The following is a 17,659-nucleotide window of genomic DNA, read 5'->3' as shown; positions in this document are numbered from 1 at the left end:
ACGAATCACATTAAATCAAATTGAATGTATCTAATATCGCATGCATGAAACATTATTAAGTCATGCACAACTTTTACTTAGATATTACAATCCTGTAGTTCAAATATGCTCAAGAAGATCCCACTTATTTCCAAAGGGATCAGCAAAAACGACAACATGTCCGTACTGTTCAGCACGCGGCTCTTCCAAAAAGCAAACTCCCTTTTCCTTCAACGTCTGATAATCTTTATGAAAATCATTGGTTTTCAAAAAGAAAGCGACACGACCACCTGTTTGATTGCCAATACTTGCCCTTTGCTCTTCACCATCTGCTTTGGCAAGTAAAAGTGATGCAGCATGTTGCGATTTAGGGAAAACAGGCTGGACGACAACCCATCGTTTTTCCGCAGAAAGAACGGTATCCTCAATCAGACTAAAACCCAAAACATCGACATAAAACGCAATTGCTTTATCGTAATCATCAACAACCAAGGTTAACGCGGAAATAAACTGAGCCATACAACGAGATTAATTATCAGTCGTTCTCAGACCAAACCACTTATCTTTAACCGCTTGATAGTGTCGATCCGGATTATAGCGGCTAACGCGCAGTTTCAAATAATCAACTGTCAACAAACCCATTGCAGCCAGAGTTGAGTAACTGGAAACAACCGCATTGCGCCTATTTTGCACAATGCTTTCTTGAGCTCGCAAAACACTCTGCTGAGCATTTAAAACATCAAGCGTTGTCCGCTGACCGACTTTACGCTCTTCCACAACGCCATTAAGTGCCAATCGTGCGGCCTTTAACTCAGCTTGATTAGCAGCAAGTGTCGCCACGGCAGATTCATAAGAAACCCAGCTCGCAACAATCGATTGTTCAATAGATCTGCGCGTTGATTCTACTTGTGCTTTTCTCTGCGCAAGTGTTTGTTTAGATTGGCGAATTTTAGCATAATTCGCACCACCAGAATAAATGGGAACCGAAACTGTACCACGCACGGATTTCGTAGTAGATCGGCCTCGAACACTATCATCGACCCCAGTCAGCGTTCCTGTCACGCTAACTCCTGGGAGAAGAGCGGCTTTATTGGCATTAATCTGAAACTCCGCTGCATCAACATTATATTGCGCGGCAGATACCGATGGGTGAGAACTAAGCCCTCGTGAGACTGCAGCTTCAAGCGAGCGAGGCAATAAACGAGCTATTGTTTTCGGTTGTGAAATTTTTGATGGCGCACTTCCAATAATTTGCACATACACCGCAGATGCCGATTTGGCTTGAGCAATAGCGCCTGTTAGTTGTGCTTTTGCAGACGCCAATTGAGCTCGTGCTTGACTTACGTCAGTACGTGTTCCCTCACCTACATTTAAGCGAGACGTCGCTGCATTTAGTTGCTCTTGCAAAAAACGAATATTTTTACGACGAATGGAAACAATCTGATTATCTCGCGCTAAATTTGCATAAGCTTGAGCGGCGGATTGCAATATAGAAATTTCCGTTGAACGGAGATTTTCGCGCCCTGCAAATACGCCGGCTTCAGCAACCCTAACATTGTTATTCGTGGCAAACCCATCAAAAAGCTTTTGCGTAATAGAGATCGTTCCAGTCGCATTGCGAATAGTTTGGCCATTCGAATCGGTATAAGTTCCATCAAGCGAGCCGTTGATTACAGGTCGATATCCAGACTTTGCAATTGCAACACCCTCATCCGTTGCACGCAAACCAGCCCGCGCCACTGCTAAATCTGGATTATTGTCGTATGCACGAGACATTGCGCCAATAATAGATTCGGCATGTCCAACACCGACAGGCATAAGAAATGTAGCAACTAATGCTAATCGAAGATACTTTTTGATATGAAATGACATTTATTAACTCGCCAGAAAACACGCTTTACTAACAATGAGCCTAAAACACAGCATGCGCAATATTGAAATTAAGATATAGCGTCAGTTCTGGACAGGAGTTGCCATAGCGCAACAGATAAATTCCATTTCAGAACTAAAAAACAAATTCAGCTGCTTTTTCAAAACCCGGCAAAGCAGGTATTGAAATATTAAACAGTTTTCGTGAGGAAATCTGATTGTTTTCCTTCACATATAAAAGCGCCTGCGCTGCTCCACCAGATCCGATAACCGTAATCATCCGACCACCTTCGGCCATTTGAGTAAACAGTTGCACAGGCTCAACACCCAAAGCTCCATTTACAAAGATCAGATCATAAGGCGCATTTGACTTATGTCCGGCAGCCAGATCGCCGGAAACAACAGACACATTATTATAGCCACCAGCAGTGAGGTTATCTTTCGCCTGCGTCACCAAATCAGAATCAATTTCCAAAGCAATAACCTCATCTGCAAGATGAGATAACACAGCAGAGACATACCCGGAACCAGCGCCAACTTCTAATACTTTTTCACTTGCTCGAACTTCGGCAGCTTGAATAAGCTTTGCCAATGGTGAGGGCTCAAGAACATACCGCCCTTCTGTAGAAAGTTCGATATCTGCATCAATATATGCAAGTACTTTCTTATCTTCAGGTACGAACTCTTCTCGAGGAACACTTAATAAAGCATCCAGCAACCGATGTTCTGTCACATCTGTTGTTCGAACCTGATTATCAACCATCTGTTGGCGAATTGCTGCAAAATCAATATCCATGTAGATTCTCCGAGACACTATTTTGCACTCGTAATACTTTGCATACTCGCACGTTTCAAGAGAGCAAATGCACACATGGCAAAGCTTTTAATCTTGATCACAAGATTATGACGATAAAATCGCATTTTCATTAGTTACAATCTTAGTAAAATGGAGGCCTCGTCCGGAATCGAACCGGAGTACGCGGATTTGCAATCCGCTGCGTCACCACTCCGCCACGAGGCCCAACCAAATTGTGGTTCATTTAAACCACAGAAACTAAACTGTTTCCAAAGCTTGCGAAGAAGACAGAGGAGGCTATAGGCTCAAAACAAAAAATCTGCAAGCCTATTTAGGTGCAATAAAAGCGAAAATTGTGAAGATTTTATAGATGAATGCCAAGATCAAATACTTCCATCTTCCATCCAATCATCAAATAAAGCTAAAATTTGCGAGTAAATGTTAGCCAAACTGATTCATCAAACGGACACAAAACCATCTCTAGATTCGTATGCAACCTAAATTATGACATTATAAGTAGAAAAGATTTATCTAAACAGCGGCCATGCAAACGAAAAACAAGAAGAAATGGAGCATCAAATACCCAATTTCCAAAGGCAGATGAGAATAATTTGTTTTTTTGAATAAAAAGACTTGGCAAATGAGATATCTATTTGTTATAGCCGCTCCAGTCTGATGTGACGATGTTCCCCGGTAGCTCAGTGGTAGAGCAGTTGACTGTTAATCAATTGGTCGCAAGTTCGAATCTTGCTCGGGGAGCCATTTTCTTGAAGTCGTACTTTTCCTGTACATTTTGGTATAATCCCCATATTCGCCGTTTCTCTTTTTGGAATAATAATTATTATTATTTCTAAAAGTGGTGAAACTTTTGATCTAACTTCCTCGTTATCTCGTAAACAAAATACAAAACCAACTAAGGGCTTAGTTCAGGTTTGGTAATTTAGTTAGATGTCATTTGTTTGAGGCGGTGCGAAAAATATGAGTGAGACAAGCGCCACAGCGGTCATGTGGTTTCGAAATGATCTTCGCACACATGATAATGCAGCACTTTTTGCTGCATGCCGCCACAAGAATATCATCCCCATCTATATACTTGATGAACATACTGGACGAGCGTTAGGTCTCGCCAAAAAATGGTGGCTACATCACGCACTCAACAAACTCAATGAGAATATGGAGCGATTAGGTGGGAAGCTAATCCTTCGCAAAGGTGACGAAGCAAACATATTAAAGCAACTAATAGAGAAAACTAATGCTGGCAGTATATACTGGAATAGGCGCTACGAACCCGATTGCATTAAAAGAGATATCGCACTCAAATCCAATTTCGTAAACGAAGGCATCGACGTAAAGAGCTTCTCAGGCCATCTTTTGCATGAACCAACACAGTTGCAAACAAGATCAGGAACTCCCTTTCGCGTTTTTACACCCTTTTGGAAGGCACTTGATATCGAAGTGACAGATGCGCTCCCCATACCGCAGCCTGACACATTACCTCAGCAAAACCATGATATTGAGAGCGATAAGCTTACAGAATGGAACTTGTGTCCAGCAAATCCAAACTGGGCCTCAGGCTTCGCAGAATTTGCAACACCTGGTGAAAACGCCGCACAGAAAACTCTGCAACGATTTTTGGCCGGGCAAATATCAGACTATAAGGAGAGTCGCAACTTTCCCGCTCTTAGCGGTACGTCTTCGCTATCACCTTACCTGACATTTGGTGAAATTTCCCCCAGACAAATCTGGTGTGAAAGTCTTACTAAGGATGGCGGGCAGGCATTTCGGCGGCAGCTCGGGTGGAGAGATTTTTCCTATCACCTGCTTTTTCATAACCCAAACCTTAGTGATGCTAATTTCAACTCTAAATTTGATAATTTTGATTGGTCTGATAATTCAGATGGGCTTGAGTGTTGGAAGAAAGGGCTTACTGGCTATCCAATTGTTGATGCAGGTATGCGTGAACTTTGGCAGACGGGCTACATGCACAACAGAGTGCGGATGATTGTAGCCTCGTTCCTGACCAAGCATCTTTTGATTGACTGGCGAATTGGTGAACAATGGTTCTGGGATACGCTTCTTGACGCCGACCCAGCCAACAACGCTGCCAGCTGGCAATGGGTTGCAGGTTCTGGTGCCGATGCAAGCCCCTACTATCGAATTTTTAATCCAATTATTCAGGGAAAAAGATTTGATTCAGACGGTATTTATGTTCGAACACATCTACCTGAATTGAGAAATCTAAACAACAAATTCATTCATACGCCATGGGAAGCATCAGATGCTGAGTTAGAATCTGCATCCATCACCCTTGGCAAAGACTACCCACATCCAATTGTTGAACATAGTTTAGCGAGAAATAGAGCACTAAGCGCTTATCAGCGCATGAAGGAAGCTGCATGAATCTGCATATGTCGAACCCGCCCCAAGATCCAAAAATGGGGCAAAAAATTGCTGTTATAGGTTCAGGCATATCCGGTAGCGGGGCTGCATGGATTTTGGATAAATCATATGATGTGACGCTATATGAGCAAAATAATATCGCAGGTGGGCATACAGCAACAGTAGACATTGATTATGACGGCACGCCGATTTCAGTCGATACTGGTTTTATAGTCTATAACGAAGCAAACTACCCTCACCTTACAGCCCTCTTTGATCATCTGGGTATAAAAACCCAAGAAAGTAATATGAGTTTTGCAGTTTCTCGCAACAAGGGTGAATTTGAATGGGGTGCCCACAAATGGAGCATGTTACTCGCACAAAAGCGAAACATCTTCCGTTGGGAATTTTTAACAATGCTTCGCGAAATTATGCGCTTTAATGGCCTTTGCCGCCAAGATCGAGACGATGGACACCTCAAAGATAGATCAATTGGTGAATATCTGGCTTGGCGAGGTTACTCTAAGAGTTTTCAAAATAACTATTTGGTTCCAGTAGCAGCGGCAATATGGTCGTCATCTGCACAGAAAATGCTTGAGTTTCCAGCAACTAATTTTATCAACTTCTTTGAAAACCATCGCCTTGTTCACCGCCATGGCCAGGATTGGCGCACCGTAACAGGCGGTAGTCGCAACTACCTCAACAAACTTCATGGTCAAATGAAGGGCCGGATTAAGATTGGTTGTGGCGTTCAAAGTGTAGTGCGAAAAAATGGAAAATCAGTAATTACAGATAGCAAGGGCAATGTTGAAACATATGACCATGTTATTTTCGCATGTCATACAGATCAAATGCTGGCCATTCTTCAAAACCCGACACAAGACGAACGAAGCATCGCAGCAGCAATCCCCTACTCGCCAAACAAAGTTTACCTGCACAGGGATATAAACTTGATGCCAAAGCGCAATGCAGTTTGGGGCGCTTGGAACTATTTATTCTCCACATCAGATTCAATTGATGCGGATGTATCTGTTTCCTACTGGATGAATCGGTTGCAAAATATTGATCACAGCAAACCTCTTTTTGTAAGCTTAAACCCGAAAACAGCACCAAAACCAGATCTGACATTTAAAGAATTCACATACGATCACCCTCAATTTGGCACAAATACTCGTGAAGCACATAAGATTTTGGATGAAATTCAGGGTCAAAATAATACGTGGTATGCTGGTGCTTGGACGGGAAATGGATTTCACGAAGATGGTTTGCGAAGCGCTGTTAATGTTGCCAATCTTTTAGGTGCATATGCGCCTTGGCAAAAACAAGAGCAGGCACGCGGCGTCACCCAGTCGGCAGATGCGTAATTTATTAAATGTTTGAGATAGATAGAGATATAAACGAAAGCGCCGCGTGGCTTTACCACGGCAAAGTTATGCACGCGCGTCTTTCACCAAGACAACATCGTTTTCAGTACTCTGTTTACTCCCTGTTGATTGATATCGACCAACTTGATCAGGCTTCCAAACTGTCATCAATATTCTCAATTAACCGCTTCAACTTAGTTTCATTTTACCCCTCAGACCATATGGTAAAGGGATGCACAGGAACGCTTCGACAGCACGTCGAAGCCTGCCTAAACGAAGAAAGCATTCGTTGGACACCATCAAGAATTCTTCTTGCTTGCTATCCACGCATACTAGGACGTGTATTTAATCCGCTTTCCGTATTTTATATCTATAAGGAAAACCAAAAAATTGGTGCGATGATCTATGAAGTGCGCAATACATTCGGGGAGAAACACCTATATGTACTAGAAATCAACTCGAACGACACGACAAATAATCATATCCGCCAACAGGTGGACAAGAGTTTTTATGTCTCACCATTCATGCAAATGAACATGCGTTATTTCTTTATTATGTCAGAACCTTATAAAAAAATGAGCTGGCGGATTATAGAGAAACAACAAGATATCCCGACGTTGTCGGCAACATATTTGGGTACACAAACACACCTCTCAACAGCAAATCTCGCAAGATTTTTCTTGCAAATACCACTTTTAACGTGGAAAATCCTTGGTGGAATACATTTTGAAGCACTTAAGCTTTGGCTTAAGGGACTAAAATATGTGCCGCGCAAGAGCCACGAGAAAAGCACATCTTAAGTACTTCAAAATAATTTGAGCTGGGGAGCATCCAGTATTCAAAGGGAGATGATGTAATGTCAACTATGGCAACCGACCAAGGTACACAAAAAACGGAAAATTACCTTTCGTCTGAAAATGTTTCTACCTTCGTGAAAGGCTTACCTGCAAGAGCGCAAATTGCCCTGCGTTCATTGGTCAAATTGCAATATGGTATTCTGAATTTGCAGATTCCCGATGGTCGTCGAGTGACTATAAAGGGTAGAAATGCAGGACCGGAAGGCACACTCATTCTACACAATTGGAATTTGATACATAAGGCACTTACTAATGCGACCATTGGTGTCGGAGAATCCTATATTGATGGCGATTGGGAGAGTCCTGATGCAGGCGCTGCTTTATCAGTACTGGCGATGAACCAAGGTGTTGACGATACAATTGCCCGGCATGCTCGAGGTCTGCTTCGATTTTTTGAACGTTTGCGCCACTCTTGGAGATCCAATACCAAGACGCAAGCTCGAAAGAACATCTCTGCGCATTATGATTTGGGAAATGATTTTTATGCGCAGTGGCTTGATGAAACAATGACCTATTCATCTGCACTTTATGAAGACGGCGCTAATGATTTAGCAACTGCGCAAAAAGCTAAGTATAAAGCACTCGCAGAAGCCACTGGCATTCAACCAGGTGATCGCATCCTTGAGATCGGCTGTGGTTGGGGTGGATTTGCAGAATATGCAGCTAAAGAACTTGATTGTCACGTAACTGGCCTATCACTCAGCCAGGAACAATTGAAATATGCCCGTGAAAGACTAGATAAGCTTGGCCTTTCTCACAAAGTAGACTTTAAGTACCAGGATTATCGCGATGAAACCGAAAAATATGATCGTGTCATTTCAATTGAGATGTTTGAAGCCGTTGGTGAGAAATATTGGCGTACATATTTTGATAAAGTCAAAGACTGCCTAAAACCCGGCGGGAAAGCGGGTTTGCAAATCATCACCATAAACCCAAGAAATTACAAACACTACAAAAATAATCCCGACTTCATTCAAAAATACATTTTCCCCGGCGGAATGCTACCTGCCGACGATGCCATCGAAGAATTGGGCGCTGTTTCCGGTTTATCCACAAAATCGAATAGAGCATTTGGTCTTGATTATGCTAAAACATTGGCCGAATGGCGCAAACATTTCTGGGATAAGTGGGAATCTATAAAACCGTTGGGATTTGATAATCGCTTTAAAAAGCTATGGGAGTTTTACCTCTATTATTGTGAAGCAGGTTTTCGAGCAGGTACGATCAATGTACGCCAAATTGTTTATTCAAACGACTAGGTTTAAAGGCGACAAAGCGTACAAACGCCCAAAATATAGGAAGTTTTTATTTTGACGTCATGCCAACCAGTGCAAAATATAGCTTGTACGGCAGCAGGTTCAGAAACTTAAGCACATACGTAAAACGTTTGGGGAATGTTATCTCGAAACAGTCTTTTTTCAAACCTTCAGAGATGCGTTTTGCTGCTTCTTCTGCGGGTATAATCGCGGGCATTTTAAAATCATTCTGATCAGTTGCAGCGGTCTTAACAAAGCCTGGATTGATAACTTGAATTCGGATATTCAATTTGTCCAAATCAAATTTTAGGCTTTCAGCCATATTGATAACAGCAGCCTTTGTTGCACCATATGCTGCGCTTGTTGGCAGACCGCCATAACCTGTTACCGAAGAGACAATTGCGACCTGCCCCCATCCCTGAGTTTTCATAGCCTCAATGGCTGGAACCATACCATTCACAACACCATAGAGATTCACAGAAAACGTACTCTGAAAATCTTCAATTTTAAGACTGTTACCACTCACCGGAATATAGACACCTGCGTTTAATATAACGAGCGAAATAACCCCATGCTCGTTGGTAATACTGCCAACAATGTCGCTCATGGAAGCAGCGTCTGTTACATCACCTGCGCACGTAATAATCTCGCCGCGAAGGTTTGATGCCTCATTTTTTAGTGCTTCAAGCTTATCAACAGAACGTGCGGTTGCAACAACATTGTAACCTTCGGAACAAAGTTGGAGTGCAACAGAGCGGCCAATACCTGAACTCGCACCAGTTACCCAAGCAACGCCGTCTGACGGTGAAGCATTGTAGATAGACATGAATTTGTCCTCAGCTTTTGAGTACTATCCGATTAAATCGCCCACAAGTTGGCCCCATGAACCTGTCAATTTCACACCATCTTCAAGCACAGCAAACCCAATACAAGGGCGATCTGAGCCTGCTTTTGGTCTGTGATCAACACTTGCATCAGCAATTGAGATATCACCCTTGCCAAAACGCCCGCGCTGGTCGGTAAATGCACCATCAAGCACAATGGAAAGCTCGCACCCTTTGTGGGTATGTGCCGGCACAGTACGCCCGGGCCGGATCCAAAACATGTTTACGTGACACCCGTCCACTTCACCAAGGTCATATTCTTTGAAACCAGGCAACTTACTGCGCCAAGGAATATCATCTACATCATAACCAACAAAACGGCGCAAAGAACTTGGTAATTGAGTAGAATTACTACCGGATTGAATGATGTTTTCATTATCGACAATATCGTCTCCAGATGAAGCAAATATGGCAGCTAATGTATCGGAGGGCGCCAATAAATCTGTTGGCTGCAACTGCTCAAGGGCGCCACCAGCCACAGTTTCCAAATCCCGTACAAATCTCCGATTTTCAGATTTCAACTCAAGGTGAGCTTCAACTAATATACTTGCAGGCTTTGACAAACCGCCAGAAGCGTATTGCCCCAACAACGTATCTATCGCATCAATTTGACTTAGGCTCATTGTAAAATTATCTACCTATTGATCTGATTCAGTAACAGCACATTTAGACTCTAAATTGTCTGTTTTAGTTTGTTACGCAAAAACACTCAATTTGGATCATTTTACGAACTCAATCCACACTATTTCATCTTTTTTGAAAAATCACACAACAAACAATGACAAATTGTCTAATTTTTATTCACATTCAGAAATAATTTTCTACAATCACGAACATTCTATTATCTCAAATCCTTGTAATTTACATAGCAAAAATGCAATGACTGGAGAAATAGAAAACACATTTTGGAATTAAGATGAGCACCTCAGAAAATATACTAAACTTGATTGGAAATACACCGCTGGTAAGGCTGAAAAAGGCGAGTGAAGAAACAGGTTGCACAATCTTGGGGAAAGCCGAATTTTTAAACCCAGGCCAATCGGTAAAAGATAGAGCCGCACTTTCTATGATCAGAAACGCGGAGAAAAGCGGGAAACTAAAACCCGGAGGTACAATTGTCGAAGGTACAGCAGGAAATACCGGCATCGGAATAGCAATGATCGCGCGAGTTTTAGGATATCGCGCGTTGATCGTTATCCCGGAAACACAGTCTCAGGAAAAGAAAGACGCACTGCGATTAATGGGGGCGGAATTGGTTGAGGTTCCTGCTGCGCCATACAAAAATCCAAACAACTATGTGCACGTATCAAGCAGAATTGCAGAGCAATTGGCAAAAACAGACCCTAATGGCGCTGTTTGGGCCCAACAATTTGACAATGTTGCAAATCGGCAAGCCCATATTGATACAACAGGGCCTGAAATATGGCGCGACCTCGATGGAAAAATCGATGGATTTGTCTGTGCTTGCGGCTCTGGTGGTACATTAGCTGGCACTAGCATAGCGCTAAAAGAACGCAGCAACGATATTAAATCCGCAATTGTCGATCCCGACGGTGCAGCGCTTTTCAGCTACTACACTCAGGGGGAATTGAAATCTTCTGGCGGTTCAATCTCCGAAGGTATCGGTCAGGGTCGAATTACAGCTAATCTGGAAGGCTACAAGCCTGATATGGCTTATAATGTTTCCGATAAGGAAGCTCTTCCAATTATTTTTGATCTCGCACAAAATGAGGGACTTTGCATGGGCCTCTCAACTGGTATCAACATTGCGGGTGCTATTCGCATGGCGAAAGAAATGGGCCCCGGCCATACGATTGTTACAATCCTGTGTGATTATGGAAATCGATATCAGTCCAAGCTTTATAATCCGGAATTTTTGCGCTCAAAAGACTTACCAGTTCCGGCATGGTTAGAAAAGAAAGTTGATATCGAAATCCCCTTCATTACAGAAAGCTGATCGGAAGATGACAGAAACCCTTTTTCGGCAGGATGCATATCTTTCTGCGTGTGAAGCGCATGTTATAGACGTTGATCCACGGCGTGGAATTATTCTGGATAAAACATGTTTCTATGCAACATCGGGCGGACAACCAGGCGATATAGGGTTTCTTGAACGTGAAGATGGTTCAAAAATTGAGATATCCGATACCATTCACGGTGAAACCAAGGACATTATTCTACACATTGTTGCCGATGGTTCTGCCCTTCCGGAAAAGGGCGAAAAACTTGTACTTCATATCGATTGGCAGCGCAGGTACAAGCTTATGCGCATGCATACTGCGTGCCACCTCCTATCGGTCATATGTCCCTTCCCGATAACGGGTGCGCGCGTCGGAGAAGATGAATCCCGTATAGATTTTGATATGAGCGAGACCGTCGACAAAGTCGAGACAACAAAACAAATGATGAACCTAGTAAAAGAAAACCATACTATCTTCAATCAGTGGATTACCGAAGCTGAGCTTGATGCCAATCCAACATTGGTGAAATCCAAAAACGTTCGCCCTCCCCGTGGGTTAGGAGACATTCGGCTTGTCTGTATTGGCGAAGACTCAGCAATTGATAGCCAGCCATGCGGAGGAACACACGTAGCGGAAACGCAAGAAGTCGGAGACATTCACATTGGAAAAATTGAAAAAAAAGGTCGTGAAAATCGTCGATTCCGCATACGATTTGGCAAAATACCAAACTAAGGCAGAAATTATGACAGACCAACAGAACCCTTTTCTGAAATCATTCGAGTGGCTTGAAGAAAATTTGAGCGATAAAGACCTTCGTATCATCGATGCATCTTGGTTTTTGCCCGCTCAAAACAGAGATCCAATCGCAGAATTTGAAACTGCCCACATTCCAAACGCTATTTTCTTTGATCAAGATGAAATTGTCGATCCAGAATCAAACCTTCCACACCCACTCCCAGACCCAGATACATTCGCAAAAGCAGTCGGAAAATTAGGCATATCGGAAGAGAATGTGATTGTTGTCTACGATGCGATGGGAATGATTACAGCCCCTCGTATCTGGTGGATGTTTAAAATCATGGGAGCTCGATCTGTCTATGTGCTAGATGGAGGATTTGATGAATGGAAAGCAAAAGGCCTACCCATAAGTTCCGAAGAAAACCCGTCAAAACCATCAACTTTCACACCTTATTTTGACAAAGACGCAGTCTCTTCCATTGATGATGTATTGGCCGCTATTGGCGACGAGCAGATACAAATTCTTGACGCACGAGCTGCTGGCCGTTTTAACGGAAGCGAAGCCGAGCCCCGTGCAGGCATGCGCTCCGGACACATGCCAAGCGCTATCAATACACCAGTCTTATCACTATCAGAAAACGGAAAACTTAAATCTATCAGTGAGTTGAAAGCCCTATTTGAATCTAAATCTGTAGCTTTTGACAAACAGGTTATAACGACATGTGGATCTGGAGTTACCGCTGCGGTCATTACTTTAGCGCTTAATTCCATCGGACATACGAATGTGCAACTTTATGACGGCTCCTGGTCTGAATGGGGCGGAAGAGACGATACGCCAATTGAGACAAGCACCGATGATGTTTGAATACAAACCAAAACCAATTGAAACCACCATAACGCACTTGCGTATGGATGAGCACACTTCGCATGCTCACACGCGACCATCCAATATAAATGCTGCATTAATGCGTGCTGAAAATCCACCTCTACATTTCTATCGCTACCTACAACACAGCGTGGGCGAACAACATGTATGGGTTGCGCGCTTGCGCATGACTGATGATGAACTATCTAAAATCATCCACGCAAAGACAACAGACATTGATGTGCTTTACATCGATGGTGTTCCGTCTGGCTTTTATGAAATTGATAGATCCAAGCCGGAGTTTGTTGACCTCGCTTACTTTGGATTGATGGAGCATGCAATTGGACGCGGCTTAGGAAAATGGTTTCTATCCCAAGCCATATCATCTGCGTGGGCTTCTGAACCCGATGCAGTATCTGTTTGCACATGCACGCTCGATCATCCAGCAGCGCTTGGTCTTTATCAAAAACTAGGATTTAAGGCGATTGCTCAGCAACATAGCAAGTATGCGCCGCTCTCCAAAAAGGAACGACTGGCAATCCTTAAATAAAAAGCGCCGCCAATTTGGCGACGCTTTTCTCAATCTAAATTTCAGATCAACTATGCAACGTTGCGCACAGCTTCTTCTGATGGAAGCAAATCATAATTAAGTGCTTCAGCAACCGCCTGGTTAGTGATCTTGCCTTTGTGAGTGTTCAGACCTGCGCGTAAGTTAGCATCTTCAGCAAGAGCAGCTAGACCTTTATCTGCAAGGGCCAAACCATGTTGCAATGTTGCATTGTTAAGTGCATGTGCAGATGTGATAGGAACAGCGCCAGGCATATTCGCAACACAATAGTGCACAACATCATCAACCACGTAAGTTGGCTCAGAGTGAGTTGTTGCTTTTGAAGTCTCAAAGCACCCACCTTGGTCAATTGCAACATCAACAATAACAGCACCGTTTTTCATGCCGGACAACATCTCGCGTGTGACCAATTTAGGAGCCGCTGCACCTGGAATAAGAACCGCGCCAACAACGATATCAGCCGAGAAAACTTCATCTTCAAGAGAATCAATTGTTGAGAAACGTGTATGAATTGCGCCATTGAAAATATCGTCAAGTTCACGAAGACGTGGAAGCGAACGATCCAAGATCGTTACATCAGCACCTAAGCCAACAGCCATTTTTGCAGCATTCAAACCAACAACGCCACCGCCGATGATTGTAACCTTTGCAGGAAGAACACCAGGCACACCGCCAAGAAGAATACCACGACCACCATTTGCTTTTTGCAAGCCTGTAGCACCCGCTTGAATAGCCAAACGACCAGCAACTTCTGACATGGGCGCAAGCAACGGAAGACCACCACGATTGTCGGTCACAGTTTCATACGCTACAGCTGTACAACCACTGTCCAACAAGCCTTTTGTTTGCGCTGGATCTGGAGCAAGGTGAAGATATGTATAAAGCAACTGATCATCACGAAGTTGCGTATATTCAGATTCCTGAGGTTCCTTCACCTTAACGACCATATCGCTCTGTTCAAATATATCAGAAGCAGTAGCAACAATCTTCGCGCCCGCTGCCTGGTAAGCAGCGTCATCGGCGCTAATGCCAAGGCCAGCACCTGTTTCAACGATCACATCATGACCATGAGCTACATATTCACGAACAGAACTTGGTGTTAAGCCAACACGATATTCATGGTTTTTAATTTCTTTTGGGCAACCTACACGCATAACGTGATCTCCTCCGGGTTAAATTGAATTAGTCGGATTTAATCATTAATCGTTTGGTGAATCCTTGAAATTTGAATTGAAATTATCACGATTTTCGAATAATATTCGAATTTTTAACTTAATAACTAAGGAATATTCGAATGAACGATCTTGATACTGTGGATATCTCGATATTGAGAGTCCTCCAAAAAGATGGACGAATTTCCAACGCTGCACTTGCTGATGCTGTTAACCTTTCACCATCAGCATGTTCCCGTCGGGTAGATATACTTGAAAAAAAGGGAGCGATTAAAGGCTATCAAGCACGACTTTCCCATCGTGCATTAGGTCATAAGATGATGGTTATCGTTCATATCTCACTATCAGGTCAATTCACAAAAACTCTCAAAGAATTTGAATCTGCAGTAAAGCGCTGCCCGAATGTATTGGTTTGTTATCTTATGTCAGGAGAATATGACTATATATTGCGCGTAGCTGCCAAAGACCTTGAAGATTATGAATATATTCATCGGGACTGGTTATCTGCCCTGCCCCATGTTGTCAAAATCAACTCAAGTTTTGCCTTACGAGAAATCGTTGAAAGACCAAATGTAGGTCTTTCCTAGATCATTGTTGAAAAATTCGATCACCAAGTTGATCAATCATCTGCTTGCCCTTATGCATGGCGAATTCATCGGCTTGGTCTTTAGTCGGAAATAGATCAGCACGAATAAACTTATGTTCCAGCATTTCACCGTTCACTTCCTTCGTCACCGATCCGGCAAGGCGAAATTGTCCAGAGTCGGAAATAGGTTCGGCTGTGATAACAAACCCTTCGTACTCCTCTGTCGCCGCAGGAGCGTTAGCGCCGCTTGTATCGCCGCCAAATAATCGTTTTAAGAAACCAGCCATATCACTCACCTCAAACTGTCATGATTTTGTTACATTATTTTACAAGAAACTTCGCACACCCGCTAGCCCTTTTCAAAAGAAGCAAACAACCAAGACATCAATCATGCGAGGAAATCAGCTTTAATAGCTTCAAGATCAAGTTTCAACTTCGATAAGATATCCAATTTCAATTCTATTTCTGATATAAAAACAACACAATGATCATCAAATTGAATGGAGTTTTTGATGCTACGATTTTTTCTCTTGGTTTTCTCTCTGGGTTTTACGTGTCATCTGGCTACTGCGCAAAATCAATCAAACAATGCATTTAACGCAGAACAGGTTTTTTCGGTTGCAACAGGCGACTGGAACAATGACGAAACGCCAGATGCAGCCATGATCATGGTGACGAATGAACACCAATTTGATCTTCTAATCTATCAAAGTGACAAACAGCAAAGATTAAAACTACATTCGCATATGCCTGATTTTGTATGGGGGTCTGATGTAATGTATGGCCAAGAGCCATCTGTAATAGCGCTGAAAAATGGTTCGATAAACGTCACATCCCAAAATTCGGCGATTGGGCGAAACCGATGGGAACAAAACCTGACAATTGCCTATAGAGGCGGTGAATTTTTGGTCGCTGGTTTCTCCTACTCTTATTATGATACGCTTGATGTTGAAGCAAATGGTGGCTGCGATCTAAATCTGTTAACTGGCAGAGGCACAGTAGATGATTTGCCAATAAAACTTACTATCCCTGTCCCAACTGTAAAAAACTTCGCAAAATTCAATGATATATTGATCGAAACCTGTCTCAAGACCGAATAAAAACGTGATCTAAAACAAAATCAGTGCGCTCATCGATCGTTATTTTGGGTACGAAGATCAATTCGTACCCAAATTGTTCATAGGTTTTGATCAAAAACTGAAATTCATTGACTGCTTCAGTGTAACTTTTTCGTCGTTCGTCATCCTCTTCATAAATCTCCAACCATGGCGGCACCATAAAGACACGGCGTTGAAAACGCATTTGCTTTAAAAGGTTTGTAAGTTTCTCTGGAGTTGAAAGTTTTAACTGGCATAAATAAGCGTATAGATCGACAATTGAGCGATCAATAAAACTGATGTCTTCTGAATGTATTTGCATTCTCAGATCTTGCTCAACAAGTTCTGCAGCCAACAATGCAAACTTTTGAGGGTTCTTCCAAGGAAGCCCATCACTATCTCTAGCTATTTCAGCTTTAACGATCCGCCGACCGGCTTCTTCAATAACGGGAAACCCGCGAACCTTCATCTCCTTTAGGAGAGCAGATTTTCCGCCACCAGAACAGCCTGATAAAATAAATGGCAACATATGCCACACCTATAGTGATTAGATAATCGCTAGATCTCAATCAGAAGACCATCTCTTAATGTCACACAGCGATCCATACTTCTTGCCAATTCATGATTATGAGTGGCAACCATTGCTGAAAGGCCAGATTGCTTTACCAGCGCTTCGAGCGCCTCAAAAACATATGATGCTGTTTCCGGGTCAAGATTTCCGGTTGGCTCGTCGGCCAGAAGCACGCTTGGCGCATTTGCCACCGCACGCGCAATGGCAACACGTTGCTGCTCACCACCAGACAACTCCGAAGGCCTATGGGTAATACGATGCCCAAGCTTAAGATAACCAAGTAATTCGACAGCGCGTTGCTCCGCCTCAGATTTATCTAACCCATTTATAAGTTGGGGAATAACCACATTTTCAGCTGCGGTAAATTCCGGAAGAAGGTGATGGAACTGATATACAAATCCTATACTGTCACCTCTAACTTCTGTACGCCTCTCGTCACTCAGCTCACCACATGAAGTGCCATCGATTATGATATCACCTTCATCGGCCCGCTCAAGCAATCCAGCAAGATGTAACAAAGTGGACTTTCCTGCACCCGAAGGGGCAATCAACGCAACCGTCTCGCCACGGTAGAGTTTAAAATCCACACCATTGAGAATATCGAGCGTTTCCTCGCCTTGCTGATAACGGCGCTTTACGCCAATCATTTGCATAGCAAGGTTTTCAGCATTTCCTGATACGGAATTGTTTTTTGCTATTTGGCTTAATTCATTCATG

19 protein-coding genes and 2 tRNA genes are annotated in these 17,659 nt (G+C 43.0%); 11 read left to right on the top strand and 10 right to left on the bottom strand.

The window, feature by feature from the left end; genetic code table 11:
• Nucleotides 1-99: 99 nt before the first annotated feature.
• The 4 genes from AB2J24_RS03240 to AB2J24_RS03225 form a co-directional block, all read right to left on the bottom strand.
• Entirely contained in the window at nucleotides 100-498 is a 399-nt protein-coding gene (locus AB2J24_RS03240; protein WP_367384408.1) for a VOC family protein, read from the bottom strand.
• A 9-nt stretch (nucleotides 499-507) separates the two neighbouring features.
• The gene (locus AB2J24_RS03235) at nucleotides 508-1,851 is read right to left on the bottom strand and encodes a TolC family outer membrane protein (RefSeq protein WP_367384407.1); all 1,344 of its coding nucleotides are present in this window, start codon (nucleotides 1,849-1,851) and stop codon (nucleotides 508-510) included.
• A gap of 133 nt (nucleotides 1,852-1,984) precedes the next feature.
• Complete coding sequence (locus tag AB2J24_RS03230; RefSeq protein WP_367384515.1) at nucleotides 1,985-2,638, bottom strand: protein-L-isoaspartate O-methyltransferase family protein; 654 nt, start codon at nucleotides 2,636-2,638, stop codon at nucleotides 1,985-1,987.
• 157 nt (nucleotides 2,639-2,795) lie between these two features.
• Nucleotides 2,796-2,869: transfer RNA gene (locus AB2J24_RS03225), tRNA-Cys, on the bottom strand.
• Between the two features lie 462 nt (nucleotides 2,870-3,331).
• Between AB2J24_RS03225 and AB2J24_RS03220 the strand changes: the two genes are divergently transcribed.
• The 5 genes from AB2J24_RS03220 (at nucleotide 3,332) to AB2J24_RS03200 (ending at nucleotide 8,503) form a co-directional block, all read left to right on the top strand.
• A tRNA-Asn gene (locus tag AB2J24_RS03220) sits at nucleotides 3,332-3,406 on the top strand.
• A 216-nt stretch (nucleotides 3,407-3,622) separates the two neighbouring features.
• Nucleotides 3,623-5,044, top strand: coding sequence for a cryptochrome/photolyase family protein (locus AB2J24_RS03215; RefSeq protein ID WP_367384406.1), 1,422 nt, complete (start codon nucleotides 3,623-3,625; stop codon nucleotides 5,042-5,044).
• Nucleotides 5,041-6,387, top strand: coding sequence for an NAD(P)/FAD-dependent oxidoreductase (locus tag AB2J24_RS03210; RefSeq protein WP_367384405.1), 1,347 nt, complete (start codon nucleotides 5,041-5,043; stop codon nucleotides 6,385-6,387). Before AB2J24_RS03215 ends, AB2J24_RS03210 begins: the two co-directional genes overlap by 4 nt.
• Before the next feature lie 8 nt (nucleotides 6,388-6,395).
• The gene (locus tag AB2J24_RS03205) at nucleotides 6,396-7,187 is read left to right on the top strand and encodes a DUF1365 domain-containing protein (RefSeq protein WP_367384404.1); all 792 of its coding nucleotides are present in this window, start codon (nucleotides 6,396-6,398) and stop codon (nucleotides 7,185-7,187) included.
• 56 nt (nucleotides 7,188-7,243) lie between these two features.
• Nucleotides 7,244-8,503, top strand: a complete 1,260-nt coding sequence (locus tag AB2J24_RS03200; protein ID WP_367384403.1) for a class I SAM-dependent methyltransferase — start codon at nucleotides 7,244-7,246, stop codon at nucleotides 8,501-8,503.
• A 46-nt stretch (nucleotides 8,504-8,549) separates the two neighbouring features.
• Here AB2J24_RS03200 and AB2J24_RS03195 read toward each other — a convergent pair whose 3' ends face one another.
• Entirely contained in the window at nucleotides 8,550-9,326 is a 777-nt protein-coding gene (locus AB2J24_RS03195; RefSeq protein ID WP_367384402.1) for an SDR family NAD(P)-dependent oxidoreductase, read from the bottom strand.
• Between the two features lie 24 nt (nucleotides 9,327-9,350).
• The gene (locus AB2J24_RS03190) at nucleotides 9,351-10,007 is read right to left on the bottom strand and encodes a ChrR family anti-sigma-E factor (RefSeq protein WP_162652359.1); all 657 of its coding nucleotides are present in this window, start codon (nucleotides 10,005-10,007) and stop codon (nucleotides 9,351-9,353) included.
• A 293-nt stretch (nucleotides 10,008-10,300) separates the two neighbouring features.
• Between AB2J24_RS03190 and AB2J24_RS03185 the strand changes: the two genes are divergently transcribed.
• Genes AB2J24_RS03185 through AB2J24_RS03170 form a run of 4 tightly spaced genes read left to right on the top strand, consistent with a single transcriptional unit; the run spans nucleotide 10,301 to nucleotide 13,498 of the window.
• Complete coding sequence (locus tag AB2J24_RS03185) at nucleotides 10,301-11,341, top strand: cysteine synthase A (protein ID WP_367384401.1); 1,041 nt, start codon at nucleotides 10,301-10,303, stop codon at nucleotides 11,339-11,341.
• Between the two features lie 7 nt (nucleotides 11,342-11,348).
• Nucleotides 11,349-12,077, top strand: coding sequence for an alanyl-tRNA editing protein (locus AB2J24_RS03180; protein ID WP_367384400.1), 729 nt, complete (start codon nucleotides 11,349-11,351; stop codon nucleotides 12,075-12,077).
• Between the two features lie 10 nt (nucleotides 12,078-12,087).
• Nucleotides 12,088-12,948, top strand: coding sequence for a 3-mercaptopyruvate sulfurtransferase (gene sseA, locus AB2J24_RS03175; protein ID WP_367384399.1), 861 nt, complete (start codon nucleotides 12,088-12,090; stop codon nucleotides 12,946-12,948).
• Complete coding sequence (locus AB2J24_RS03170; protein WP_367384398.1) at nucleotides 12,938-13,498, top strand: GNAT family N-acetyltransferase; 561 nt, start codon at nucleotides 12,938-12,940, stop codon at nucleotides 13,496-13,498. Before sseA ends, AB2J24_RS03170 begins: the two co-directional genes overlap by 11 nt.
• Nucleotides 13,499-13,548: 50 nt before the next feature.
• Here the strand turns inward: AB2J24_RS03170 and ald are convergent, their stop codons facing one another.
• The gene (gene ald, locus AB2J24_RS03165) at nucleotides 13,549-14,670 is read right to left on the bottom strand and encodes an alanine dehydrogenase (RefSeq protein WP_162652364.1); all 1,122 of its coding nucleotides are present in this window, start codon (nucleotides 14,668-14,670) and stop codon (nucleotides 13,549-13,551) included.
• A gap of 140 nt (nucleotides 14,671-14,810) precedes the next feature.
• Between ald and AB2J24_RS03160 the strand changes: the two genes are divergently transcribed.
• Complete coding sequence (locus tag AB2J24_RS03160; RefSeq protein WP_162652365.1) at nucleotides 14,811-15,275, top strand: Lrp/AsnC family transcriptional regulator; 465 nt, start codon at nucleotides 14,811-14,813, stop codon at nucleotides 15,273-15,275.
• Between the two features lies 1 nt (nucleotide 15,276).
• On the opposite strand, the gene AB2J24_RS03155 is transcribed toward AB2J24_RS03160, so the two are convergent.
• Nucleotides 15,277-15,561, bottom strand: coding sequence for an HlyU family transcriptional regulator (locus tag AB2J24_RS03155; protein ID WP_162652366.1), 285 nt, complete (start codon nucleotides 15,559-15,561; stop codon nucleotides 15,277-15,279).
• A gap of 225 nt (nucleotides 15,562-15,786) precedes the next feature.
• On the opposite strand from AB2J24_RS03155, the gene AB2J24_RS03150 reads away from it, so the two are divergent.
• The gene (locus AB2J24_RS03150) at nucleotides 15,787-16,374 is read left to right on the top strand and encodes a hypothetical protein (protein ID WP_367384397.1); all 588 of its coding nucleotides are present in this window, start codon (nucleotides 15,787-15,789) and stop codon (nucleotides 16,372-16,374) included.
• Here AB2J24_RS03150 and AB2J24_RS03145 read toward each other — a convergent pair.
• Entirely contained in the window at nucleotides 16,361-16,900 is a 540-nt protein-coding gene (locus AB2J24_RS03145; protein WP_367384396.1) for an AAA family ATPase, read from the bottom strand. The two genes, AB2J24_RS03150 and AB2J24_RS03145, sit on opposite strands and share 14 nt — an antisense overlap.
• Before the next feature lie 29 nt (nucleotides 16,901-16,929).
• On the bottom strand, nucleotides 16,930-17,658 hold the full coding sequence (locus AB2J24_RS03140) for an ABC transporter ATP-binding protein (RefSeq protein WP_367384395.1): 729 nt from the start codon (nucleotides 17,656-17,658) through the stop codon (nucleotides 16,930-16,932).
• Nucleotide 17,659: the final 1 nt, after the last annotated feature.

Source organism: Lentilitoribacter sp. EG35, assembly GCF_040784015.1.
Classification (GTDB): domain Bacteria; phylum Pseudomonadota; class Alphaproteobacteria; order Rhizobiales; family Rhizobiaceae; genus Lentilitoribacter.
This window is presented reverse-complemented; position numbering and strand designations above follow the sequence as displayed.